Annotated in this window: 17 protein-coding genes; 6 read left to right on the forward strand and 11 right to left on the reverse strand. The window is 71.0% G+C overall.

Annotated features, from left to right (window positions below; translation table 11 throughout):
- Positions 1 to 26: 26 nt before the first annotated feature.
- From IPH07_09120 to IPH07_09145, 6 genes are all read right to left on the reverse strand, one after another.
- Complete coding sequence (locus IPH07_09120; protein MBK6917547.1) at positions 27 to 4,031, reverse strand: type IV pilin biogenesis protein; 4,005 nt, start codon at positions 4,029 to 4,031, stop codon at positions 27 to 29.
- Positions 4,032 to 4,243: 212 nt separating this feature from the next.
- The gene (locus tag IPH07_09125) at positions 4,244 to 5,788 is read right to left on the reverse strand and encodes an HAD-IG family 5'-nucleotidase (GenBank protein ID MBK6917548.1); all 1,545 of its coding nucleotides are present in this window, start codon (positions 5,786 to 5,788) and stop codon (positions 4,244 to 4,246) included.
- 49 nt (positions 5,789 to 5,837) lie between these two features.
- Complete coding sequence (locus IPH07_09130; protein ID MBK6917549.1) at positions 5,838 to 6,551, reverse strand: hypothetical protein; 714 nt, start codon at positions 6,549 to 6,551, stop codon at positions 5,838 to 5,840.
- Positions 6,552 to 6,633: 82 nt separating this feature from the next.
- Positions 6,634 to 8,223 (reverse strand): prepilin-type N-terminal cleavage/methylation domain-containing protein, encoded by a 1,590-nt coding sequence (locus tag IPH07_09135; protein MBK6917550.1) that lies wholly within the window; start codon positions 8,221 to 8,223, stop codon positions 6,634 to 6,636.
- Positions 8,220 to 8,897, reverse strand: a complete 678-nt coding sequence (locus tag IPH07_09140) for a prepilin-type N-terminal cleavage/methylation domain-containing protein (protein MBK6917551.1) — start codon at positions 8,895 to 8,897, stop codon at positions 8,220 to 8,222. Before IPH07_09140 ends, IPH07_09135 begins: the two co-directional genes overlap by 4 nt.
- A gap of 13 nt (positions 8,898 to 8,910) precedes the next feature.
- A complete protein-coding gene (locus tag IPH07_09145) occupies positions 8,911 to 9,594 on the reverse strand; it encodes a prepilin-type N-terminal cleavage/methylation domain-containing protein (protein ID MBK6917552.1) in 684 nt (227 codons plus the stop codon).
- A gap of 319 nt (positions 9,595 to 9,913) precedes the next feature.
- Between IPH07_09145 and IPH07_09150 the strand changes: the two genes are divergently transcribed.
- Together IPH07_09150 and IPH07_09155 are read left to right on the forward strand one after the other, a co-directional pair.
- The gene (locus IPH07_09150; GenBank protein MBK6917553.1) at positions 9,914 to 10,558 is read left to right on the forward strand and encodes a Crp/Fnr family transcriptional regulator; all 645 of its coding nucleotides are present in this window, start codon (positions 9,914 to 9,916) and stop codon (positions 10,556 to 10,558) included.
- A 25-nt stretch (positions 10,559 to 10,583) separates the two neighbouring features.
- Positions 10,584 to 12,185, forward strand: coding sequence for a sodium:calcium symporter (locus IPH07_09155; GenBank protein MBK6917554.1), 1,602 nt, complete (start codon positions 10,584 to 10,586; stop codon positions 12,183 to 12,185).
- A 98-nt stretch (positions 12,186 to 12,283) separates the two neighbouring features.
- On the opposite strand, the gene IPH07_09160 is transcribed toward IPH07_09155, so the two are convergent.
- From IPH07_09160 to pdxA, 5 genes are all read right to left on the reverse strand, one after another.
- Entirely contained in the window at positions 12,284 to 12,760 is a 477-nt protein-coding gene (locus tag IPH07_09160; protein MBK6917555.1) for a TlpA family protein disulfide reductase, read from the reverse strand.
- Positions 12,761 to 12,962: 202 nt separating this feature from the next.
- A complete protein-coding gene (locus IPH07_09165; protein ID MBK6917556.1) occupies positions 12,963 to 14,177 on the reverse strand; it encodes a DUF3570 domain-containing protein in 1,215 nt (404 codons plus the stop codon).
- A 22-nt stretch (positions 14,178 to 14,199) separates the two neighbouring features.
- Positions 14,200 to 14,430, reverse strand: coding sequence for a DUF4266 domain-containing protein (locus IPH07_09170; protein ID MBK6917557.1), 231 nt, complete (start codon positions 14,428 to 14,430; stop codon positions 14,200 to 14,202).
- A 117-nt stretch (positions 14,431 to 14,547) separates the two neighbouring features.
- Positions 14,548 to 17,613 carry an excinuclease ABC subunit UvrA gene (gene uvrA / locus IPH07_09175; protein ID MBK6917558.1) on the reverse strand — a complete coding sequence of 1,022 codons (3,066 nt, stop codon included), beginning with the start codon at positions 17,611 to 17,613 and terminating at the stop codon, positions 14,548 to 14,550.
- A complete protein-coding gene (pdxA, locus tag IPH07_09180; GenBank protein ID MBK6917559.1) occupies positions 17,613 to 18,539 on the reverse strand; it encodes a 4-hydroxythreonine-4-phosphate dehydrogenase PdxA in 927 nt (308 codons plus the stop codon). The genes uvrA and pdxA overlap by 1 nt, the downstream gene beginning before the upstream one ends.
- A 174-nt stretch (positions 18,540 to 18,713) precedes the next feature.
- Here pdxA and IPH07_09185 point away from each other — a divergent pair, with 174 nt between their 5' ends.
- From IPH07_09185 to IPH07_09200, 4 genes are all read left to right on the forward strand, one after another.
- Positions 18,714 to 19,829, forward strand: coding sequence for a DUF3108 domain-containing protein (locus IPH07_09185; GenBank protein MBK6917560.1), 1,116 nt, complete (start codon positions 18,714 to 18,716; stop codon positions 19,827 to 19,829).
- 71 nt (positions 19,830 to 19,900) lie between these two features.
- Complete coding sequence (locus IPH07_09190; GenBank protein MBK6917561.1) at positions 19,901 to 21,289, forward strand: protein kinase; 1,389 nt, start codon at positions 19,901 to 19,903, stop codon at positions 21,287 to 21,289.
- Positions 21,290 to 21,346: 57 nt separating this feature from the next.
- Positions 21,347 to 22,306 (forward strand): diguanylate cyclase, encoded by a 960-nt coding sequence (locus tag IPH07_09195; protein ID MBK6917562.1) that lies wholly within the window; start codon positions 21,347 to 21,349, stop codon positions 22,304 to 22,306.
- An 89-nt stretch (positions 22,307 to 22,395) separates the two neighbouring features.
- A complete protein-coding gene (locus IPH07_09200) occupies positions 22,396 to 24,342 on the forward strand; it encodes a sulfatase (protein MBK6917563.1) in 1,947 nt (648 codons plus the stop codon).
- The last annotated feature ends 109 nt before the right edge of the window (positions 24,343 to 24,451 follow it).

Genomic DNA, 24,451 nt, shown 5'->3' on the forward strand with positions numbered 1-24,451 from the left:
GCGACCGCCCGCCGACGCGGGCCGGCCTACTCGACCGCGGTGAAGCCGTTGATCTGGGCGCTGCTGACGGGCACCGCGAAGCCCCCGGTCTGTGCCTGCGGCGTCGCGGAGTTGTTGTCGCACGGCATCGAGCCGCCGCTGCCGGGCGAGGGGGCGCAGTTGCCGTCGGCGCACTCGTCGGTGTTCACCTGCGCCACCGAGACCAGGGTCAGGCCCGGCGTGAAGCCGCCCGCGAACGTGGCATCGGTCGAGGTGGTGCCGGTCGTGAAGTTGAAGCCGGCCGCGGTGTCGGCGGTGAGCCGGAACGTCAGCTCGTACGTCGCACCCAGGTCGGGGTGCCAGGTGCCGGTCGCGGCCTCGTAGAAGTTCGAGTCGCACACGCCGGTGCTGGGCTCGTAGATCGTGAACGTGATGTTGTAGACCTCGATACCCTCGATCACCACCGGTGAGCCGCTGGTGCTGTCGGCGACGCCGGTCACGAAGATGCGCGGCGCTCGGATCGGACGCGCGAGCTTGGAGAACGCGCGCGTCTCGGTGACCAGGCCGGCACCGTCGTAGGGCGTGTAGATGCGCGTGCGCTCGATGTCCGACAGCGCCAGTCGCAGGTAGCCGGCGTTGTCCGGGAACGTGGTACCGGCGGTGGCGTTGCTGCCGGCGTACTTGGGCGCACCGGCGGGGATCGAGAAGCCGAGGTGTTGATCGCCGCTGCGGTGGTCGTCGATGAGCAGGTAGATGCTGCTGTGGAACGGATTGTCCTCGTCGCCACCATCGAGGGTGTCGTCGTAGGGCGAGCCGCTGATCATCGCCACCATGAACAGGTTCTGCTGCACGTCGTCGGAACCCGCCGCGATCGCGGTGAAGTCGTCGAGACGATCCGAGGCCGAGACCGCGGGCGGGTAGATGAAGGGATCGCCGCGGTTGCCGTCGTCGACGGTGCACTCGGTGCCGGTGCCCTCGCACGCCGGGAAGCGGAACACCTCCTGGGCGTTGCCACCCCAGGTGCTGCTCGCAGCGCTGCTGTCGGCCTCGTGGGGCATGGTGCCCGCGACCATGCCGAGGTCCCAGCGGAACAGACGACCGGCCGGATCGGCGATGTACGTCTCCTGCGCCTCGCCCCAGAACCGCGAGATGCAGTGGGTACCCACCGCGGGGTCGACCAGCGCGCCGAAGTTCGACTCGAACACCGGGTCGGCGATGTCGGGCAGCTCTGCGGTGTCGAGGATCTCGCCGGTGACCGCGTCGGCGAACACCAACGTCCGGCCCTCGCCGGTCGCAGGGGTCTCGCTGGCGACGTAGCCCGAGCCGAGCACCACGCGGGCCTGCGGGATCTCGGTCAGCTCGTTGTTGGTCAGCTGGTACGTCAACGCCGGCCGCGCCCAGGTCTGCCCGAGCAGGTTGTCCCAGCTGGCCGCGACGGCCGCGTCGGCGGTGCTCCACAGCACCTCGAACGGCCCTGCCGCGGACTCCGGGCTCATGTGCGAGAGATCGAGCGCGTAGTACTCCTGCCCACCGACGCCGAAGCCGAACAGGCCGAGGTGGACCCAGCGGGTATTGGCCTCGTCGTACGCGAAGCCGTGGTTGACGGTGCCGGCGACGCCGTAGAGGTGCTCGCTGATCTCGTCGGGCTGGCCCATCGCCGCAGCCCCATTCGCGACCTCTTGGTTGAGCGTCGGCAGCAACTCGGGCGGCACGAAGCCCCACAGCTCGTTGCCACTGTCGAGCTGGAACGCATGCAGGACGCCCATGTCGTCGCCGATCAGCACCGCCTCCTGGTACTGGTTGTGCGGCGACGGGTTGGGCAGCACGTTGGCTTCGTCGTTGGCGTCGCGCGCGAAGTCCTCGAGCGAGTCCGGCAGCACGCCGGCATCGATGTCGCCGTAGAGCCGGCCTGCACAGTGCGGGTCGTTGATCGCGACCTCGGGAATCCGCGTGCTGCGATAGGTGGGCACCCGCCGCACCACGACCGGCGCCGAGTTGGCGACCCCCGGCAGCTTCCAGCCGTCGGGGGCGTTCTGGCCCGCGACGAACGCGACGAACGCGTCGGCCTCGGCATCGTGATCGCCCGAGGTCAACAGCCCCTGGTCCTCGAGCACGGCCTTGAACGCCCCCGTCGCCGCGCCGCTGGCATCCGCCAGCGGCACCAGCGTGCGGTGATCGTCGGCGAGCGTGTACAGCCGACGGTCGGTCCAGTCGGTGCTCTGCAGGCACACGCCGGCGTCCCACACGTGGCTCTGCGGACAGGGGCCGAAGGTCTCCTCGAGCTCTTCGGTGGCGAACTCGGGGGCCGGCAGCACGCACCACGGCTGGGGATCGCCGAGGCCGTCGACGTCGGTGCACAGCTCGCGCGCGACGTGCCCGCGCCAGCCGGGGAACTCGGTGAACGCGTTGAGCTTGGTCTGCAGGATCTGTCCCTGCCCCGGCTCACCATCGGCGCCGAGGCCGAACGCGTTGAGGGTCGAGCCCGTGCCGGTCTGCAGATCGATGTCGACCGCGTCGGCGACGATGCCCGTGAGGATCGCGGTGAGCTCCGCGCTGTCGCCGGCCAGGAACGCGCAGGCACTCGAAGGGTTGCTGGGGTCGGCGCAGGTGTCCCACTCCGCCGCCGGCGAGTCGTCGCAGGGCGACGAGCAGGTCCCGCCATCACAGGCGCCGGCGGCCGCACACGCCATGTTGTTGAGCGTCGTGCTCGAGAGGAAGAAGCCGACCACGTAGGTCTTCACCGACAGCGTGTCGCGCAGCGCGGCGAGCCGCTGGTAGAGCGTCGCCCCACCCTCGCCGCTCGAAGGATCACCATCGGTGAGCAGCACCGCCGAGGTCGGCGCGCAGACGTCACCCGAGCCCACGCCGGTGACGAACTCGAGGTACGAGGCCACGGTGGTGTGGCTGAAGGCTGCGTTGGTCTGGATCGGCGAGCCCGAGATGGTGCCGATCGTGCTCGCCCATGGCGTGCCGCCCACGGTGTCGACCCCGCCTTCGATCATCGGGCTCGTCAGCGCCGCCACCTGTGCGTTGGCGGAGCTCCGCGAGCTGGGACCCCACAGATCGGACGAGATGCCGGACGACGACAGGTCGAGATAGAACGGCGCATACAGCCAGCCCGACTCGATCGAGCCGTTCTCACCCGAGATGCCGGCGCGGTTGAGGCCGCTGGCGCTGGCCTGCACCGGCCACTGCGCGTAGCCGGGAAAGCCGTCGACGTAGGGCCAGTAGTAGAAGTCCTGCCCGCGCACGCCGCTGTCGGTGGTGGCGTCGCTGTTGCCGTAGTCGCCCACCGTCGCGTGGGTGATCGAGGAGTCCGGATCGGTGCTGTCGTTGAGATTGATGCGGACGCCCATGAACGACGGGAACCACTGCACCTTGCGCTGCGAGTTGGCCCACGCGGTCATCTCCGCGCTGGTGGTGCCGATGAGCGGCGACGCCGGGACGTCTCCGGTCTGATCGTCGGCGGAGATCACCGCGCCGACGCCGAGATCGTCCCAGCGCAGGTACGGATAGGGGCGAATCTCCGAGCCCTGGCAGATGCGCCAGGCGCCGTCGTGATCGGGGTAGCGCTGGATGTCCTGCCAGGTGCCGCCGGCGAAGTACTCGTACTGCGTGACCCACGTGAAGCGGCGCTCCTCGGCGGCGCCGGGGCTGCACTTCGCCGGCACCGTCGGCGGCACGCGAGGCCCGCGTTGCTCGAACGTCATCAGCGCGAAGCTGCCGGCATTGCCGACGCTCGAGACCACCGCGTTGATCGACGCGCGCGCGGTCGCGATGCGGCTCGCGGTCTCGCTGCCGACCGTGCTCTCGCACTCGCCCCACTCGCAGAGATCGTCGTCGGCGTTGGCCTTGAGGCCCATCGAGCCCGAGGTGTCGAGCACGAACAACACGCGGGGCTTGACGGCCCCGAAGCTCGACCCCTGGGCGACGTAGTACGGCCGCACCCGCGCCTGCGTGGGCCCGAGCAGTGCGAAGCCCAGCACGAACACGACCCCCGCCACCAGCAGGCGCCCCCACGCCCGCACGGCCATCGCCACCGCCGCCCTCACGACCGCACCCCGCGTCCGCTATGAAAAAGCTGCGAGGTGGGTGCACTCCGATGCGCACCGGGCAGCGGCACGGGTGCGCCGCGAAGCAGGCAAGTGGTCGGAATCATGATCGGCATGGCGGCGTCGGGCGGCGCGCGAGTGGGGGCTCGGGCGCGGCCGGTCCCGGTGGTGCAAGGCCGGTGCCGGGCCGCCGGGCGCGGCGACCACGGCCTTTAGCGCTTGCCGTTCCAGTGCGGCATCGAGCCGTGGGGCGAGATGAAGTACTTCGCAGGCGACGCGAACGAGAGGTTGCTGACCCGCGAGGTGTAGATGCACGCGAACGACTCGACCTGCGCACCGAAGCGACTGGTGTCGTGGCGCTCGGTGAAGCTCGAGCCCCAGTAGGGATTGAACGCCGCGTCGACCTCGCTGGCGCGGCGCTCGAGGGTGTCGCGGGTCTCCTGTTCGTAGGCGCGCAGCCAGTCGAGGCGCCGACGGATGTCGGTGCGGGTCTGCTCGAGCAGCGCGGTCGCCTCCTGCAGGCTCACGCCACCGCGGGCGATCTCCTCGGGCTCGAGCCGCGCCAGCGTGCGCGCGAGGTACCGCTGACCACCGATCTCGTCGGCGAGTCGCGCACGCAGGGCGTGCAGGCCCTCGATCTCGCCGAGCGTCATCTCCCAGTCGCGGCGGACCTCGAGCTCGTGCTCGAGCTCCTGGACCACGAGCGCGGTGCGCCAGCCCGAGCTCTTCTTGCTGCGCACGATGTCGCCGTAGATGTGATCGCCGACGTAGAGCACCTCGTCGGAGAACACCCCGAGGCTGGCCTGCAGCCCCATCTGGTTGCCGCCACCGTAGATCTTGCCGCGCTGCACCTGCTGCTTGCGCCCGCCCAGCGGCGCACCGGTGGCGGGATCGAGCTCCTGGAACGGCGCGTTGTCGGTGAAGAAGCTCGGCTTGGCGGCGCCGACCACCATCCAGTCGAAGTACGTGGTCCAGTCGGGATACGACGGCAGCGCGCCGTCGAGCAGGTACTTCATGACCACGTCGGTGTAGTCGAGCAGGCTGTTGGTGAGCACGAACAGCTTCTTGCCGGCCGAGCGCAGCTGGTGGAGGGTGCGCGCGAGCTCGGGGTCCTTCTCGATGAAGTGGCCCGGGTCGTCGCGGACGTGGTCCTTGATCGAGCCGTCGCGGTGGGCTTCGTCGATGCACTCGCGCACGTCGAGCCACGCCTCGGCGTAGCTCGGCGGACCGCCGTCACCCCACAGCCCCGGGTCGCGGTCGATGAGCTCGACCGCGGCCGCGAACAGCGTGACCTCCGGCAGCGCGAACAGGGTGTCGACCGCGGCGAAGCGCTCGCGCTCCTGGCCCAGACGCTGGTCGCGGTAGATCGCCTTGCGTTCGGGACGCGCGAGCTTGCGAAGCCCGTGGTAGGCGCGGCCGACGTAGCCGTGTCGGTCCATCTTGATGACGTTGCCCAGCTTGCGGTCGACCATCAGCCCGCGGATGGCGAACTGCGGGTCGTTGGGCACCTCCCCCAGCGCCGCCGGGTAGCCACGGGCGATCAGCTTGGCGGTGGTCGACTCGATGGACTTGGCCTCGATCGCATCCTGGCGGTAGATCGCCAGGGTGTAGTCCATGTCGAAGCCGATGACCGAGATCGAGTCGAAGTTGAGGTCGCGGTTGGTGAAGATCCGCCGCTCCGACGGCGCCTCGGTCTCCAGGCCGGAGTCGAGCAGTGCCTTGCGGATGGGGGTCGGTAGGTCGGCGTCCGAGAACACGTTGGGGACGCCCAGCGTAACAGCATGCACGCCGCGACGTGCACAACTCTCACGAGGCTTCGGCGCTCTGATAGGTGGCGGCGCACACCGAGACCGCGGAGTTGTCGTTGTTGTGGCCGCCGCCATAGCCCTCGTCGGGGGTCTGGGGCTGCAGCACCGCCGCGCCGGCGCCGACGGTCAACACCAGCTCCTGCTCGACGGTCACGGTGGTGTTGCGCACCGTCGCAGAGGCGGTGACGACCACGCGGCCATCGGCGTCGTCGATCCACGAGGTGCTGCCGCCGCGCCCGAGCGCATCGGCGGCGTTGTTGCGGACCCACACGGACACCTGCGCCTCGGGGTCGCCACCGCTGACGAGGTCACGGAACGGCACCGCGCACCAGTTCTGCGGCGTCGCGGAGGCGTCGTTCAAGTACGAGACCGAGCCCTGCCGCATGCACGGGCGACCACCGCAGCCGACCGCGGTGCCGGTCAGTAGCTCGTTGCGCTGACCGGTCGCGATCCCGGTCATGTCGGGGATGCAGTCACCGCACGGATCGGTGCAGGTGGCCTGCGGGTTGTAGCCGACCAATGCCGCGTCGAGCGTGTCGCCGTCCATGCGCAGGTACTGTGCGGCCGCGAGGTCGGCGGCCGCCTGCGCCACCATCAGTGCCCGCTCGCGCGCGACCAGCTGCCCGGCCTGCTCGACCTCCCGCACCGAGCTGCGCACGACCAGCAGCCCCGCGGTCATCAGCGACACCGACAGCAACATCACGCTGACCATGGTCGCGCCGCGCTGCGATCGCGCGCGTCGGACGGTGCGGGGGCGGATGGGGCGGGCTTGCGTGGTCATGGTCCTGGGCTCCTCACTGCAGTCTGGGGTCGCGCCAGCGCAGGTTGTCGGGGGTGTAGCGCTCGGTCAGGGTGAACCGCTGGCGCACGCCGACCAACGAGGGGATCGCGGGGCGGTCCTCGATGGCAGGGAGATCGGCAATCGCGAGCCCGCCTGTACCCTCGTCGCCCTCGGTCGAGGCGACCAGGGTGATGCGGACCGTCTGCGGACTCATGCGAAACGGCGGCCCCGGATCGGACTCCAGCGCAGCCCAGGCGTCGCGGTTGTACTCGGCGCTGCCGTAGTTCACGCAGTCGGGCGCGCTCTGCTCTTCGAGCGCGTTGCCGAGCCACTCGTCGGTGCCGCGCTGGCCGCTCTCCGTGCGGTTCTCGTCGACCTGATGGTTCGGCAGGCCCGCGAGCGGACCCTCGGCCGGTCCCAGCTCCTCGAAGCCGCCATCGGGGTAGCGGATCGACAGCGCGTCGGAGCTGGCCTGCGACCAACCATCGCAACCCACCGCGATCTGCAGGTCCTCGATCATCGGCCCGATCGCGACCGCGGCCGGCGGGCTGTCGCTGCCCGGCAGGTGCAGCTGCGGTGCAGTGCAGCTACCGGCGGCGCAGTGGGGATAGTCGACACCGCCCAGACCCTCGAGGTCGCCGGCCTGGAAGCCGATGATGTCGTAGCGCACCAGGTACGGCAGCGCGGGGATCGAGTAGTCGATCTCGTAGCGAGACCAGCGCAGGCGGCCGACCGGCACCACCATCACCGACGACAGCGTGTCGGCCTGCCAGTCGTCGCCGCAGCCCACGGGCAACGCGTCGGAGGTGCAGGCCGGCGGCTCGTCGTTGAAGTTGCCCACCATCGTCGCGAGGCCTTGGTTGAAGCCCGAGGTGCCGCCGATCGGGAGGCTCCACTCGTAGGTCTCGGCGCCCGGCTGCACGTCGTCGGTGACCTGCAGCAGCAGGCACTGCGAGTGGGCGGTCGGCGAGAACGGCACCACCGCGGCGCCCGGACGCGCAGCCACCACCACGAACGTGCCGGGCGGGAACAGCTGCTGCACCTGTGCGAGGTGGGCGGGGTTGGTGCTGTCGAGGGCGCCCGGCGCCGTCTCGAGCGTGAGCGCCGTGGCGGCGCCGTCGATGCCGCCGTCGATCGTGAACACACCGACGTTGCCGAGGTAGTTGGCCTCGCCGGCGATGACGTCGAAGCTGTCGGCCGCGCCGGCCGCATCGACGGCCCCGCCCGAGCGCCAGTGGCCCTGGAGGCCGTCGCGCAGCACCCAGTAGCGCTCGCCCGTGACCGGATCGACGACCGCGTCGGCCGGCAGCCCGGCGCCGGGGTTCACCAGCTGGCTGGTGGCCGCGTCCCACACCCGCAGCTCCGTGCACGTGCGCGTGAAGCCGAGTCCGGCCTGGCGCACGTCTTGACCGATCGACCACATCGCGCCCTCGAGCGCCTGCTGCATCATGACGTTGCGCTCGTGGGCCGACGCATTGGTGCGCTGCACGCTCGAGAACGCGAAGATGCCGAGCATCACGATGCCCGAGACCACCAGCGCGACCATGAGCTCGACCAGCGTGAAGCCGCGCTGACGTGCATGGCGTGCACGGCGGGCGCTCACGGCAACACCACCGTGTCGTTGGCTCGCACGGTCCGCAGCTGCACCGACGCGACCCAGGGCTCGTACGCGGCGTCGCTGGGGTCGGCCATCGCCGGCACCAGCGTGTCGATGGTCCGGCTCGCGGGCGGCGGCGAGCTCGAGTTCGAGTCGTCGATCCACAGCACCGTGACCTGCACCACCAGCGCGTTGATCTGCGGCAGATCGACCGTGAGGTCCGGCGGGTTGCTCGACGGCGGGTTGGTGGCGTCGACGACCCAGTCGACCGAGCGATGCACGATGTACGTGTCGCGCAGCGAGCCGACCACGTTCGTGCTCTCGTCGCGATCGGCGGGCGGACGCCGGAAGTCGCTGGTGCGGGCGTCGACGTCGACACCGCTGTCGTCGTACGGCAGCGTCGGCGCGGCGTTGCCTGCGAAGTCGTAGCTCAGCAGCTCCACGAAGCTGCGCGACTGCAGCTCTGCCATGGCCTGCTGGGCGGCGCGCTCGGCATCCCGCATCAACGCGCTCGAGCGTTGGGCTTCGACGCTGCGGCCCTCGATCGCGACCAGCCCGACGATCGCGATCGCGAACAAGGCGATCGCGACCAACACCTCGATGAGCGTGAAGCCGCGCTGCCCGCCGCCGCGACGGGGCGCAGCGCGATGGCGGGGGGACGGTTGGAGATGGGCACGCATGGCGAGACGTTCGTCAGTCGAGCTGCTCGAAGGTGCGCACGAGGCCACCTGGGTAGATCTGCACGATGGAGTACTTGGTACCGGTGGTCAGCGTGCGGTCGGCGATCCACAGCGTGGCGCCGGCGTTGGGCACCCCCGAGAAGGTGCCGTCGGGATCGGAGAAGCGGCCGTCGGGCTCGAACACCAACGTCTGCGTGCCGGCGACGCAGTCGTCCGGTGGGTCGACGGTCGCGGTCTGCGACGGCGCGTGGACCCCCGGCGTCAGGCCGAACACGCACACGATCGGCGTGCCGGTGTCGGCGGCGATGAGCGTGCCGGCGCTGCCGAAGGTGCCAGCGCCGTCGACGAGCGACACGCGATCGACCGGTCGCCAGGTGTCGTCGCTGGTGTCGAAGGCGGTGATGGTCACCGAGAAGCGATCGACCACCACCCGCACCTGGGTCTGCCGATCGACGGCGGCGTTGCGGGCCTGGACCACCGCGCCCTCGACATCGGCGACGAAGTGGGCCCGCAGGTTCGCGAACTCGTTGCGGCGGAAGCCGACCGCGGCGACCACCGCCAGCAGCGCGACCACGGCCAGCACCACCATCAGCTCGATCATCGAGAAGCCGAGATCTCCGCGGCGGCGTCCACCGATGCCGACCCCGGCCGGCGCGGGGCCCCGCAAGCCACGGTCGTCGCTGTGCAACGATTTCATAGCCAGGGCCGCATCTGGGCACCGGGACGGCCGGGCGACGGACTGGCAACTGGCTGGAATCATGGGCGGAGCGCTCGTCGACGACGGGCCCGGACGGGCCGCGTTCGGGCGGGCGGTGGCCACGAGTGCAACGGCCATGCCGGCCCCCTGGACCCCCATCCCCGGAACTCCTCCCGGGACGTCACCCCCGCCGGTCATCCAGCTCACACGATTGTGCCGCTTCGTCGGCCGGGATACCTTAACGACCACCATGGCGAAACCAGCCCAGCAGGAAGCAAAGGACGAGAAGCGCGCCATCTGGTACCTGCGCAAGATTCCGATGTTCGAGACCGTGCCGGCGAACACGTTGGCCGAGCTCGCACTGCTCGTCGAGATCCGAGAAATCGCGCGTCGTCAGGTCATCTACCTCCCCGGTGACCCGGGCGACCGCGTGTTCTTCATCAACGGCGGGCGCGTGAAGTGCAGCAAGGTGACGCGCGACGGCAAGGAGCTGACGCTCGCATACCGCGGCGCCGGCCACATGTTCGGCGAGCTCTGCGTCATCGACGGCACGCCGCGCGACGAGATGGCCGAGGCGATGAAGAACGCGATCATCACCGAGCTACCGCGCGACGCGTTCCGCGAGCTGCTGCTCGGCGACGCTGCACTCGCGTTCCAGTTCGCGTGCACGATCGGCGAGCGCCGGCGGCAGATCGAGACCAAGCTCGAGCACCTGGTGTTCCGCGACGTGCAGGCCAAGCTGGCCGCGCTGCTGCTCGAGCTCGGCGAAGAGTACGGCGTCGAGTGCGAGGACGGCATGCAGATCGGGCTCAAGATCACCCATCAGGAGATGGCCAACCTGATCGGCTCGACCCGCGAGACCATCTCCCTCACCCTGGCGCAGTTCAAGAAGAAGGGTCTGCTCGATCTGAACGGACGCACGGTCGTGCTGCGCGACCAAGACGGCCTCGGAGCGATGACGTGAACGCGGCCGCGGTGAAGCAGCTCGCGTGAGTGCCGGCGGACATCAAGAGCGCTGGGGCACGCGCCTGGGCGTGATCCTGGCGGTGTCGGGCTCGGCGGTCGGGCTCGGCAACTTCGTGCGCTTCCCCGGCGTCGCGGCCAGCAACGGCGGCGGCGCGTTCATGATCCCGTACTTCATCGCGCTCGTGCTGGTCGGCATCCCGGTCGGCTGGGCCGAGTGGACGATGGGTCGCTACGGCGGTCGCAAGGGCTTCCACAGCTCGCCGGCGATCCTCGGCGCGATCGGAGGCGGCGCCCTGCCCCGCTACCTCGGCGTGCTGGGCCTGCTGATCCCCGTGGTCGTGTACATGTACTACGGCCTGGTCGAGGCCTGGTGCCTGCACTACGCGTGGGCGTTCGCCAACGGCGGCATCGGACTGCCCCACGGCATCGCCGAGGCGACCGCACAGTCGTCCAACTACTTCGACGCCATCGCCGGTGTGCACGCCGACGGCGTGCTGCTCGAGCAAGGCAGCACGCTGACGTTCTGGCTGATCGTCGTCGCGCTCAACGCCTACTTCGTGTATCGCGGGCTGTCGGGCGGCATCGAGACCTTCTGTCGCTGGGCGATGCCGGCGATGGCGATCTGCGCGGTGATCGTGCTGGTGCGCGTGCTGACGCTGGGCACGCCCGACCCGAGCCACCCCGAGCTGTCGGTGTCGTCGGGGCTCGGCTTCATGTGGAACCCCGACCTCGCGAAGCTGAGCAACGCCGAGACCTGGCTGGCCGCCGCTGGCCAGATCTTCTTCTCGCTGTCGGTCGGCTTCGGCGTGATCATCAACTATGCGTCGTACCTGCGCCGCAAGGACGACGTGGTGCTCTCGGGGCTGACCGCGGCCGCGACCAACGAGGTCTTCGAGGTCGGCTTCGGCGGCATGATCACCGTGACCGCAGCCTTCGTGTTCCTGGGCGCCAACTTCACCGTCGCGTCGGCGTACGACCTCGGCTTCGAGACCCTGCCGGTCGTGTTCGCGCAGATGGGCGCGCTCGGCAACCTCATCGGCGCGCTGTGGTTCTTCATGTTGTTCCTGGCCGCCATCACCAGCTCGCTGTCGATGCTGCAGCCGGTCAAGGCCTTCCTGCAGGAGGCGCTGGGCCTGCGGCACGGCACCGCGGTCGCGGCCGTGGTGACGGTGACGGCCGCCGGCGGGCTGTGGACGCTGCATCACAGCCGCGATCAGATCGCGCTGCACACCATGGACTTCTGGGTCGGCACCGCGACCATCTTCGTGCTCGCGACCGTCCAGCTCATCTACTTTGCGTGGGTCTTCGGTGTCGACCGCGGGCTCGCCGAGGCCCACGAGGGCGCGCAGATGCGCATCCCGAGCGTGTTTCGCATCGTGCTGAAGTGGATCGCCCCGGCCTACCTGCTGGTGGTGTTCGCCGCGTTCTGCCAGCAGAGCCTCGGCGGCCGCATCACTGCGCTGGGCGAAGAGCCGGCCGCCGCGTCGACGCTGGCGATCGTGCTCGTGGTGCTGCTGGCGCTGCTCGTCATCACCCGCATCGGCGAGATCCGCTGGCGCGCGCAGGGGCTCGACGTCGACGGCAGACATCCGCCCGACGACGACGTGGAGGCGCAGCCGCGATGACGACCGCCGGGTGGATCTTCATGTTCGTGTCGCTGGTCGGGGTCTGGGCGCTGGCGCTGTGGTGCTACCGCCGCGTGCTGCGGGGCTGATCGGCCGCGCTAGCCCAGTGCCGAGGCGATCGTCTGCCGCATCGCGTCGTCGACCTCGTCGCCACGCAGCAACTCGCGACCGTCGCGATCGAGCACCACGACGGTCGGCACGTTGCGGGCGCCGTAGTGCTGCGAGAGGCGGAACTCGGGATCGGCGAACAGCGCGTAGTCGATGCCGGCCTCGCTGGCGAACGCCAGCGCCTGCTCGAAGCCGTGGCCGACGTGGACGCCGACCACCACGAGCCCGCGCGCGCGCTCGGCTTGCGAGAGCGCGATGACCTTGGGGATCGATTCGCGGCAGGGCTCGCACCACGTGGCCCAGAAATCGATCACGGTGACGCGACCGGCGATGACCTGCTCGAACACTGCATCGGCCGGACGCAGCGCGACGGTGCCGTCGGCCGCCGGCGCCTGCGTACCGCGCGGGCGGGGGCCGCAGGCCAGCGTCGACGCGCCGAGGCCGAGCAGGAGGTCGCGCCGTGTCACCACCGGGTGCATCTGCAGGTCTGCGCCAGCGTTGATACCGCAACGCGGGCGTCGCTGGCGAGGGATCTGGGCCACGTCGCCAAGGCGGCGGTCCGGCCGCCGCTCGCCACCGACGACGCGGTCACGCGCGCGCTAGTACCTCGACACAGCGATTGTGATGGGTCAGAACGCCGTCATGGCCGCGACTCCGCAAGGCGCCGTGCTAGAACTCGCGGCCGTAGCCGATCGAGAACACGTTCACGCGCAGGTCGTTGCTGCGTTGGTACCGCGAGAACCCCGCGTCGAGGTAGGCGGGCGGGCGGACCCCGCCGGGCGGTTGCAGGTACAGCACCGCCTTGATGCCGCCTTGGTGGGCGGAGAACGGCGCGAGATCGCTGTCGGCGGTGATGGGTGTGTCCTCGGGCAGGCCCATGCGTGTGGCGCTCGAGTAGAACGAGACCCCGCGCTGCCAGTGGTAGCGGTAGAGCGCGCGCAGGTAGAAGCGCCGGCCGATCCACTGATAGAGCATCACCGACGGCGTGTGGGCGCGGAGATCGAAGGTGTCGGCGTAGTAGCGGTAGCCGAGCTTGATCGTCGTGCGCGTGCGCGGGATGTGCTGGTTGAGCTGCAGCGCCAGCGCGTGGCGGGTGCGGCTGCGCGGCAGCACCTCGGGCCTCCGATTGGGGCAATCGTAGGCCGGCTTCTGGCCGTTGTCGTCGGAACAGCCGGTGGTCGGTGCGTCGGCGACGTAGATCGAGTTCCACGTGGTCGCCAGCGTGCCCGACTGGAACGTCAGGCCGTACGAGCCCGAGATCAGCGTGGTCGGCGAGAGCACCTGCGTGAGCGTGAGATTGTCGCTCGACGTCATGCGGTACTCCTGGCCCTTGGGGCTCCAGCCCAGCGGGTGGATGTAGTCGAACCAGTCGAAGACGTAGGTGGCGTTGACGCCGACCGTGGTGTTGTCCTCGAAGAAGCTGCCGACCCAGCCGCCGCCGACGAAGAACGAGCGCCACGGCTCCTCGAAGTGCACGCCGTAGCGCATCGTGAACTTGCCGCGGCGCTGCGAGTCGTACGTGGTGGCGACGTCGATCTCCCCCGCCTCGTTCTGTCGCGACGCCGACGACACCGCGTCGAGCCCATCGGGGGACGCCGCCGAGATGACGTCGAGCGCGAACGCCACCTGGTGACTCCACCTCGGGTTGCGCTGGCGCAGCGCGACCATGCCCATCGGCTGCACCACGGTCATGCGCTGCGAGCCCGGCCCCTGCGGCGGACCGGCCTTGGACTGGAAGCCGTGGCCGTACTGATCGAAGAACGACAGCCGCAGCCACAGACCGTCGATCGAGACGGCCTTCGGCGGTGACTCGGCCGCCGCAGACGCAGCCGGGGCCGCCGCGACCGGCCGCGCCAGCGCGAGCCCGAAGCCGACCGCGATCAACCCCGCGCGGCAGCGTTCGCGCCTAGTTCGAGCAGCCACAGCCGCCGCCCGCTGGACGTGCATCACCGCCGGCGGCGCCCTCGCGCGAGGTGTAGAGCTTGCGGTTGGCCCGTGCCTCGAGCGGATCGTCCTGCAGCGCCATCGTCGGATCGGCGAGGTACTCGCGGCGGTTCTGCGGCACCGCGGCGCAGGCCGAGGTCACCACCAGCGCCAGCGCCATCCACCGCCCCTGCTCGATCGTCCGCGACCGCATTCGGGCTACGTTTATAGATCGACGGCACGAGCTTCGGCAAAGCCCGAAGCAACGGCGGGATCGCGAAGCGATTGCGCGCCCACGGTGGGGCCGCGCGCGGTCGCCCCGACCCCGGCGTCAGTGCGCGCGGGCCAGCGCGCCCGCCAGGTGCGGCGCGGTGTGCCCGTGCTCGCTGCGCGCGACGTACTCGGGCGTGCCACTGGTGACCAGGCGGCCCCCGCCGCTGCCGCCGTCGGGCCCGATGTCGATGACGTGGTCGGCCGACTTGATGACGTCGAGATCGTGCTCGATGACCACCACGGTGTTGCCCTCGTCGACCAGCCGCTGCAGCACGCCGAGCAGCTGCTTGACGTCGCCGAAGTGCAGGCCGACGGTCGGCTCGTCGAGCACGAACAGGGTGCGGCCGGTCGACTTGCGCGCGAGCTCGCGGGCGAGCTTGATGCGCTGGGCCTCGCCGCCCGACAGCGTGAGCGCGCTCTGTCCCAGCGCGAGGTAGCCGAGCCCGACGTCGCGCAGCACCTCGAGCTTCTGGCGCATGCCGGGGTGCGCGATGAAGAAGTCGCAGGCCTCGGCCACGTTCATCGCCAACACGTCGGCGATGGTCTTGCCGCGCATCGTGACCGACAGCGTCTCGCGGTTGTAGCGCTTGCCGCCGCAGACCTCGCACACGACCCACAGATCGGCGAGGAACTGCATCTCGATGCGCTTGACGCCCTCGCCCTGGCAGCCCTCGCAGCGGCCACCCTTGACGTTGAACGAGAAGCGCGAGGGCTGCCAGCCACGGATCTTCGCGTCCGGCAGCGACGCGAACACACCCCGCAGCTCGGCGAAGATGCCGGTGTAGGTCGCGGGGTTGCTGCGGGCGCTGCGACCGATGGGCGACTGATCGACGTGGATGACCTTGTCGATGTGCTCGAGCCCGTCGACACCGTCGCACGGCAGCGGCGGACGGGCGGCGCCATTGACCACGCGCGCGGCCTCGGCCAGCAGGGTGTCGATCACCAGGCTCGACTTGCCCGAGCCGCTCACGCCGGTGACGACCGTGAGCAGCCCGATCGGGAACCGCACGGTGACGTCCTGCAGGTTGTGCCCACGGGCGCCGCGGACCAACACCGAGGGCCCACGCGGACGTCGGCGCTGGCTGGGCAGCTCGATCTGCATGCGGCCGCTGAGATAGGCGCCGGTCAGCGAACGCGGGTGCGCCAGCACCTCGTGCGTGGGTCCGGCCGCGACCACGCGGCCGCCGAGCGGACCCGCACCCGGGCCCATGTCGACCAACCAGTCGCTGGCGCGCATGGTCGCCTCGTCGTGCTCGACCACGATCACGGTGTTGCCGAGGTCTCGCAGGTGCAGCAGCGTCGCGATGAGGCGATCGTTGTCGCGCGGGTGCAGGCCGATGCTGGGCTCGTCGAGCACGTAGGTGATGCCGGCCAGCGCCGCGCCGACCTGGGTGGCCAGGCGGATGCGTTGTGACTCGCCGCCCGACAGCGTCATCACCGGGCGATCGAGCGTCAGGTAGCCGACCCCGACCTCGAGCAGGAACTTGAGCCGCGCACGAACCTGGCCGAGTACGGCCTGGGCGATCTCGCCGGCCTCGCCGGCGAACTCGAGCCCGCCGAGGGTGGCGGCGAGCTGATCGAGGGGCATGCGTCCGAGCGCCGCGATGTTGTGCGCACCGATGCGGACCATGCGGGCCGGCAGGCACAGCCGCTCGCCCTCGCACTCGGGGCAGACCACGTCGGTGGTGTAGGCCTCGACGTCGTCGATGCCGTCGGGCTCGTCGTCGCCGTCGTCGCCGGCGCGGGCCTCGAGCTCGCGCAGGCGTCGGGTCAGCTGCGCACGCACGCCCTCGAACGGGCGCTCGAGCCCCGCGACCACCGCGTCGGTGCCCTCGATCACGCCGATCTGTGCGGCCACGGGCAGCTCCCCGAACGGGGTGTCGAGATCGATGTCGAAGTGCTCGGCCAGCGCCGCCAGCAGCCGCTGCTGGCCAGCGCCGCCGCGCCGTGCCCACGGCCGCACCGCGCCCTGGCGCAGCGACAGCCGCGGCTCGACCAGCCGCGCGTTGTCGAAGACCCGCTGCACGCCGAGCCCGTCGCAGCGCGGGCACGCACCGGCGGGCGAGTTGTACGAGAACAGCGACGGCGTGATCTCGGGATACGCGATGCCCTCGTCGAGCTCGGCGTAGCGATCGGAGAAGCGCAGGCGGGTGCCATCGACCGTGAGGATCTCGACCACGCCGCCGGTCAGCCCCAGCGCCAGCTCGATCGAGTCGCCCAGCCGCGCCTGCAGCGACGACTCGGGGTCACGCTTGAGCTTGAGCCGATCGACGTAGACCTCGATGGTGTGACGCACGCCGGGATCGAGCGTCAGGTCCTGCGCCAGATCGCAGACCTCGTCGTCGATGGCGACCCGCACGAAGCCGCGACGGCGCAGGTCCTCGAGCAGGTCGGCGTGATCGCCCGCGGCGTTGACCACCACCGGCGCGAGCACCGAGAAGCGGGTGTCGTCGGGCAACGCCAGCACCGCGTCGACCATCTCGGTGACGCCGTGGCGCTTCATCGGCTTGCCGGTCTTGTGGCTGTAGACCACGCCGACGCGGGCGAACAGCAGCCGCAGGAAGTCGTGGATCTCGGTGGCGGTGCCGACCGTCGAGCGAGGGTTGCGGCCGCGGGCGTCCTGCGAGATCGCGACCGTCGGCGACAGCCCCTCGACCAGATCGACGTCGGGCTTGGGCAGCTGCGCGAGGAACGTGCGCGCCGCCACGCTGAGGCTCTCGACGTAGCGTCGCTGGCCCTCGGCGAAGACGGTGTCGAACGCGAGGCTGCTCTTGCCCGATCCGCTCGGGCCGGTGATGCAGACCAGGCGACCGCGCGGCAGGTCGAGGTCGACGCCGCGGAGGTTGTGCGTGCGGGCACCCCGGATCTTGATGAAGCCGCTCGCGAGCGCAGAGCTGGCCGCCGCCGAGACCGGCGCGCTCGATCCGGATGCGGTCGACGTCGAGGTCGACGGTGGCGACGCGACCGACTCGGACGCGACGACGGCCGGGGCCTTCGACCGACCGCTGCGGGCCCGGCTGGCCGGCGCGGGCGCGGGCGCGGGTGCCAGATCGCCCTTGCGCGTGCCGGTGCGGCGCGACCGAGTCGGCGGCGGCGCGGCGAGCTTGCCCGGCGCGCGCGCCATCAGCCGCGCCCCCGGGCGTACGCGACCGCGGCGAACATGCTGCTCGGATCGGCGACGCCGCGTCCGGCGATGTCGCGCGCGGTGCCGTGGTCGGGCGAGGCGCGGCGAAACGGCAGGCCGAGGGTGGCGTTGATGCCGTCGCTGCCGTGCAGCAGCTTGAACGGCCCCAGGCCCTGATCGTGGTACATCGCGACGATCGCCGCGAGCTCACCGCGGGCGTGGATGCCGAACGCGGTGTCGGCCGGCATCGGGCCCACGAACTCGATCCCCGGACAGGCCCCACGCAGGGCCTCGATCGCCGGCGCGATCACGCGGATCTCCTCGTCGCCCAGGCGGCCCTTCTCGCCAGCGTGGGGGTTGAGGGCGAGCACGCCGATGCGTCGGTTGTCACCGAAGTGCGGCAGCTCGTCGGCCAGCAAGCGCCCGACCCGGACGATCTCGGCGACACCCAGGCGACGCGGGACCTCGGCGAGCGGAAGGTGGATGGTCGCCAACGCCACCCGCAGGATCGGCCCCCACATCAGCATCGCGAAGTCGTCGACGCCGGCCGCCGCGGCGAGGAACTCGGTGTGGCCGGGGTGCACCAGGCCCTCGTCCTGCGCGCGGGCCTTGTCGATCGGTGCGGTCACCATCGCGACCGGTGCTCCGCGGGAGATCGACGCGAGCGCAGCCTCGGTCGCGGCCACCAGCGCGGCGTACTGGCCCATGCCGGGCGCCGCGGCACGATCGAGGTGGCGCGCCAGCGTCGCCCAGCCCCGCGCCGCCCACGGGCGCAAGGGCCCCAGCTGCGCCGCCAGCTCCGCGAGCACGGTCGGATCGCCGAAGACGCGATCGCCGTCGCGCAGCAGCTCCTCGGCCGCGACCCGCAGGAGCAGCTCGGGGCCGATCCCGCCGGGGTCGCCCTGCGTGAGCACGAGTGGGGTCATTTTGGGGCCGCGCACTCTAACAGCCGGCCGCGAAGACCCGCAACGCGTCGTTGTGCGCGCGGGCGCCCGTGCCCCCTCGCGCCCCCACGCCCGCGTCGCGACGAGGGCGGCCCACGGCCCACCCCGAAAGGGTGCGTCGCCGCGGGCGTGGTAGCCTCCGGACCGGACGAGACGATGATCGCCGCGCACGATCGCCGCGCACGCAGCTCCGGGCACCCACGTGGTCGCGCGCGCGCGATGGTGTGGGCCGCGGTCGTGCTCGCGGGGTTCTCGTTGGCCCCCCACGCCGCCGCCACCCATGCGGCCCCGACCGGCGAGGCGCCGGCGACCGACGTGAGCGCGATGCCGAGTCTCGATGCGCCGCCGGTCGTCGCGCCCGCGCGCGCCGACGGCAAGCCGGTGCGCGCGGGCGGGCACACCGTGGGATGGACCGCCGCGCTGGTCGATCCACCGCTGCGCGACGCTCGGCGTCGCAGTCCGCGGGCGCAGACCCCCGACGACTTCGGCGCGACCTTGGGGGTCGGCGAGCGCTTCCGGTTCGACGTCACCTTCGCGGGCAACAGCGCCGGCTTGGCGGAGGCCACGGTGGTGGCGATCGAGGCCGATCCACGGGGCGGCCCGCCCAGCGGCGCGCCCATCCTCCGGCTCGAGGGTCACGCCAGCACCAGTGGCATCGTCTCATTGCTGGCGACCGTGACCGACGACATGGTCACGCTGCTCGATGCCCGCTCGGGCGCGACGGTGTGGTCCGAGAACGTGCTGGTCTACGGCGGCTGGAGCCCCGTCGGCTACAAGCGACGCGTCACCACCGCGAGCTACGAGGGCCGCGGCCAGGTCCGCATCGACGACGTCAAGGACGGCAAGTCGCGCAAGCACCTCAAGCGCACGCCGGTCGACACCTTCGACCCGCTGGGCGCGATGGCGTGGGTCCGGGCGCAGCGGCTCGAGCCCGGCGACCGCGCCAAGACCCACGTCATCGACGGCACCACGCTGATGCGCATCGAGGTCGAGGCGCTGCCGCGCGCGGCCATGGAACGCATGCCCAGCGTCGCGAAGGCGCTCGGGCTCGGCAAGCACGACGTCGTGCCGATCACGGGAACCCTGACCCGGGTCGATCCGTTCGACCAGCCGCTGCCGGGCAAGCGGGTGTTCACGATGCGCGCATGGCTCTCCGCCGACGCCCGCCGGATTCCGCTCGCGATGGAGAGCGACATGTGGGTCGGGGCCCTGCGGCTCGAGCTCACCAGCTACGATCCGCCGACTCGAGCCGAGGGTGATCGCAGCCGATAGGCACCTCGGATTCGCCGCAGCTCGGCGGATGGCGCTACAATCCCGCGCGGACCCGACTCCTCTTCGACCTCATGGCCGATCGCTATCGCCCACTCTTCAAGCTCGATGCCGGCGGCATGGCGGAGGTCTATGTCGCCGAGGCCGAGTCGATGGCGGGCTTCAAGAAGAAGGTCGCGATCAAGCGCATCCTTCCCGGCCTGCTCAAGGACGACCGCTTCGTCCGCATGTTCCTCGACGAGGCGCGGCTGTCGCTGCACCTGAGCCACGCCAACGTCGTGTCGGTGTTCGACATCGGCAAGAGCTCCTCGACCTACTTCATCGTGATGGAGTACGTCGAGGGGCCCAACCTCAAGCACGTGCTGCAGTACCTCGGCAAGCGTCGCACGACGATGCCGGTGCACCTGGCGGTGTGGATCCTGGGCGAGATCCTGAAGGGCCTCCACTACGCGCACCACCTGCGTGACCCCGAGACCGGGCGCTCGCTCGGCATCGTGCACCGCGACATCTCGCCGCCGAACATCCTGTTCTCGTGGAACGGCGAGGTGAAGCTCACCGACTTCGGGCTCGCCAAGGCCTCGACGCAGCTCGAGTCGACCGACCCGGGCGTGGTCAAGGGCAAGTTCTCGTACCTCTCGCCCGAGGCCGCCCACGGGCACGAGGTCGACGCACGCTCCGACATCTTCGCGGTCGGCATCCTCGCCTACGAGATGCTCACCGGTGAGCGCCTGTTCCTCGGCGAGACCGACTACCAGACCGTCGAGCGCGTGCGTGCGGCCGAGGTGCCGTCCCTGCAGCAGCGCAACCCCGAGGTCGCCCCCGAGCTCGAACGCATCGTCCGCAAGGCGCTCGCCCGCGACCTCGACACCCGCTACCAGGCGGCCGCCGATTTCGCCGACGACCTGCTGGGGTTCCTGTTCTCGCGCAGCCTCAAGGTCAGCGCGCGTGCCTTCGCCGAGCTGCTCGAGGACATGCGCAACGATCAGCCGAGCGACGCGGACGCGAGCGTCGGCGGCACCAGCCTGATCCTCAAGCTCATCGACGAGGAATTCCTCAACTTCCAGTCGCTCGGTGAGGACGGTGACGCGCCCGAGACCGGCTCGCAGCCGCTCGACTCGATGATGGCGGCGACCGCCGCCTACGATCCGGCCGCACCGCTGTCGCTCGACGCGTTCGACGACGCCCACGGCAGCAACGCGTCGATGGCCCTGGGCGCCGATCACGAGCCACCGGCGCGACCCGCCGAGCCAGTGGCGCCCAGCCGTGCGCCGGTGGTGCAGCAGCCCTCGGGCCCGCACCCGGTCGCCAAGGGCCCGCGCGCGCCCACGCGGATGCCCTCGCCGGCGCCGCGCAAGGAGGGCAACGCGACCACGTGGATCGTGCTGCTGCTCCTCGTGGCGGTGGGCGGCGGCGCGTACTACTGGCTGGTGGTGCTGGGCAACCTCGCGCGCTTCACCGGCTGAAGCGCCGCGACGATCGGCGGCTCAAGTCCGGACACCTGGCGGACGATGGCGTCGTCCGTGGACCCCGCCGAACTCGCCGAAACGACCGCTGCCCCGGAACTGCCCCAGCACTGGAGCCCCGAGGAGCTGGCCTCGATGTCGTCGCTCGGGGGCGCCGGTCGCGTGCTGATGCTGCGCCCTGGCCACGCCCCCGATGGCCTCGAGCGCTGCCTGCGTCGCGCGGGCTACCGGGTCGGACGCATCGCGATCACCCGCGAGTGCACGCACCTGCCCCAGGCCGCCGCATCGTTCCTGCCCGACGTGGTCTACGTGTCGCTGTCGACCCCGATCGACGCGTGCGTCGATGCGCTCGAGGTGCTGGGCAGCGATCCTCGCACCGCCGATCTGCCGCTGGTCGCGGTGCTCGAGGACGCCGTCGACGACGCCGTGATCGAGGACGCGTACGCGCGCTCGGGCTGCGACTTCCTGCGGCTCGGCAGCCACGTCGAGCTGCTCGCGCGGACGCACCTGCTGGTGCGACTGACCAACGGCGGCGCCAGCCATGGCGGCGCCTCACCGTGGCGCCGCGAGGATCCCGAGGTCGCGAACGAGGCGGTCGGCACACGCCTCGATCTGCGCGACGGCCAGACCGGAGTCTACTCGGCGACCTACTTCCGCCATCGACTGCAGCAGGAGGTCGCCCGCGCCCACCGCTACCAGCGACCGCTCACGCTCCTGGCGCTGCGCTGCGCAGGGGCCACCCGCGACGAGGTCGCAGCCAAGCTCGCGACCATCCTCGAGGGCGCGTGCCGCAACGTCGACCTGGTCGCGCGGATCGAGCGTGACCTCTTCGCGGTGTTGTTGCCCGAGACCGAGGTCTCGCGCTGCGAGCCGGTGGTCGCGCGCCTCGAGGACGAGTGCCGCACCGCCATGCTGGGCTGTCGCATCGGCCGCGCGGGGCTCGGCGCCAACGGTGACGACGGCGCCTACTCGGCCGGGTCGCTGCTGCGCCTGGCGTGTGCCCGCACCGACGGCTGACGCCGCGCCATCTTGGTCGGCCGCGGCGCCGCTCACCCGGGAACATTCGCAGCGCGCTCGCGAGCGCGAGTGCTACCGTCGCGCCGATCGTGGTGGCCGATGCAGACACCCGAGCCGCCGCGTACCGGCGAGCTGCCGGCGCGGGCGCGGCCCGGGCCACGATGGTGCTGGCGGGCGTCTCGGCCCTCGACCTCATCGGCGCCCCCGCGACGACCACGCCGCCGGCGACCGCGGCCGCGTGGGCCACCAGCATGGTGCTGCTGCTGCTGCCCGCGATCGCGTGCGGCTGCCTGTGTGGTGGGCTCGAGCCGTGGGCCACACGACGCTGGCATGCCGCCGGGCGCACGGCTCGGGCGGCCGCGTACGCGGGTGTGGTGCTGGTGCTCGCGCTCGCGTGGGCGCGACACGATCGCGAGATCGACTGGCGGACGATCGATCCACGCCTCGCGTTGCTGCCGCTGGTCGCGATCGCGATCTGGTGGGGCAGCGCACGCCTGCCCGCGTTCGTCGGGCGGGCCGGGCCCTCGCTGGTGCTGCTGTGCGTCGCCGCGACGTGGCTGCACACCGCCGACGAGCGCGACGCCGGCATCACCCGCGTGCGCGCCGACGCACGCATCGCCGGTCGTGTCGCGACGGTGGTGGCGTCGCTCGGCGATCGTGACCACGACGGTGCCGGGCGGTGGCTGTGCGCCCAGGCCTGCGACTGCGACGACGACGATCCCGCGCGGGGCCCTGACGCGATCGAGCGGGCCGGCGACGGCATCGATCAGGACTGCGACGGCGCCGACCTCGAGGCCGCCGAGCAACGCGAGCTCGAGGCCCTGTTCGCGCCGCCGCCCCCGACGGCATCTGCGCGCGCAACCGACGACGCCGTGATCGGCCCGCGCCCCGACGTGCTGCTGGTGACGATCGACACCCTGCGCGCCGATCACCTGGGCAGCTACGGCTACGGCCGCGACACCACGCCCAACATCGACGCGTGGGCCCAGACCGCGGTGGTGTTCGAGCAGGCGCGATCGACCGGGCCCTCGACGCGCTTCTCGATCCCGCCGCTGTTGATCGGCCGCTACATCACCGAGATCGGTCGCAACGGCGGCGAGTGGCCGGTGATCTACGACAGCGAGACGCTGCTGGGCGAGCGCATGGCCGCGCTCGGCTACGCGACCGCCGCGTTCCACTCGATCCGCTACCTGCGGCCCTACTTCGGGCTGAGCCAGGGCTTCGAGCACTGGTCGTGCGCGTGTCTCGACGAGCGCGGGCCACCGCTGCACATGAGCTGCAGCGACTTCATCACCGACGAGGCGCTGACCTGGCTCGACGCCCACGCCGACGAGACACGCCCACTGCTGCTGTGGGCCTACTACGGCGATCCACACTCTCGCTACGAGCAGCACCCCGGCACGCCCAGCTTCGGTGAGCGCTACAGTGATCTCTACGACCACGAGATCCGCTTTGTCGACGAGCATGTCGGTCGCTTGCTCGCGGGCGTGCGCGCGCGTCGGCCGGGTCGCGAGCTGGTCGTGATGCTGCACTCCGACCACGGCGAGGGCCTCGACGCCGCCCGCGATCACGGCGCGCTCTACCACTCGAACAACCTCTACGACGAGCTCGTGCACGTGCCACTCATCATCTCCGGCCCGCAGCTGCCGCCCGCGCGCGTGCGTGAGCCGGTGTCGCTCATCGACGTGGTGCCGACGCTGCTCGAGCTGCTGCGGGCCCCCGTCGACCCGAGCCTGCGCGGGGTCTCGCTGGTGCCGTGGCTGCGTGGCACCGCCAACGGTCCCCACCCACCCGTGATGTTCGAGAAGCACCGCGCCGTCGACGACCCGCAGCACGGCATGGTGCTGTGGCCGTACAAGGTCATCCGCACGCCCGCGACCGGCAGCATCGCGGTCTTCGACCTCGCCCATGACCCCGCCGAGACCCACGACCTCGCGCCCACACTCGAGGCCGGCCTGCGGCGGCGATTGGTCGGCGCGTTGGTGCACTGGCACCGCAACGTCCGGGTGCCCTTCGAAGAACAGCGACGACACTAGGACCCATCACTATCGCTGTGTCGAGGTACTAGAGCGGGTCGCGACGCGCGTTCCGTCGGGGGCACGATTGCGAGCGCGGGCACAGATACATCCGTGCTTGAGCGGACAA

This window comes from Deltaproteobacteria bacterium, assembly GCA_016709225.1.
GTDB lineage: Bacteria > Myxococcota_A > Polyangia > Nannocystales > Nannocystaceae > Xiheibacterium > Xiheibacterium phototrophicum.

Coding starts and splice junctions, on each gene's coding strand:
- IPH07_09150 (MBK6917553.1), top strand. CDS start 9,914: ATGTTCGAGACCGTGCCGGCGAACACGTTGGCCGAGCTCGCACTGCTC.
- IPH07_09185 (MBK6917560.1), top strand. CDS start 18,714: ATGATCGCCGCGCACGATCGCCGCGCACGCAGCTCCGGGCACCCACGT.
- pdxA (MBK6917559.1), bottom strand. CDS start 18,539: ATGACCCCACTCGTGCTCACGCAGGGCGACCCCGGCGGGATCGGCCCC.
- IPH07_09170 (MBK6917557.1), bottom strand. CDS start 14,430: ATGCGGTCGCGGACGATCGAGCAGGGGCGGTGGATGGCGCTGGCGCTG.
- IPH07_09145 (MBK6917552.1), bottom strand. CDS start 9,594: ATGAAATCGTTGCACAGCGACGACCGTGGCTTGCGGGGCCCCGCGCCG.
- IPH07_09140 (MBK6917551.1), bottom strand. CDS start 8,897: ATGCGTGCCCATCTCCAACCGTCCCCCCGCCATCGCGCTGCGCCCCGT.
- IPH07_09130 (MBK6917549.1), bottom strand. CDS start 6,551: ATGGTCAGCGTGATGTTGCTGTCGGTGTCGCTGATGACCGCGGGGCTG.
- uvrA (MBK6917558.1), bottom strand. CDS start 17,613: ATGGCGCGCGCGCCGGGCAAGCTCGCCGCGCCGCCGCCGACTCGGTCG.
- IPH07_09190 (MBK6917561.1), top strand. CDS start 19,901: ATGGCCGATCGCTATCGCCCACTCTTCAAGCTCGATGCCGGCGGCATG.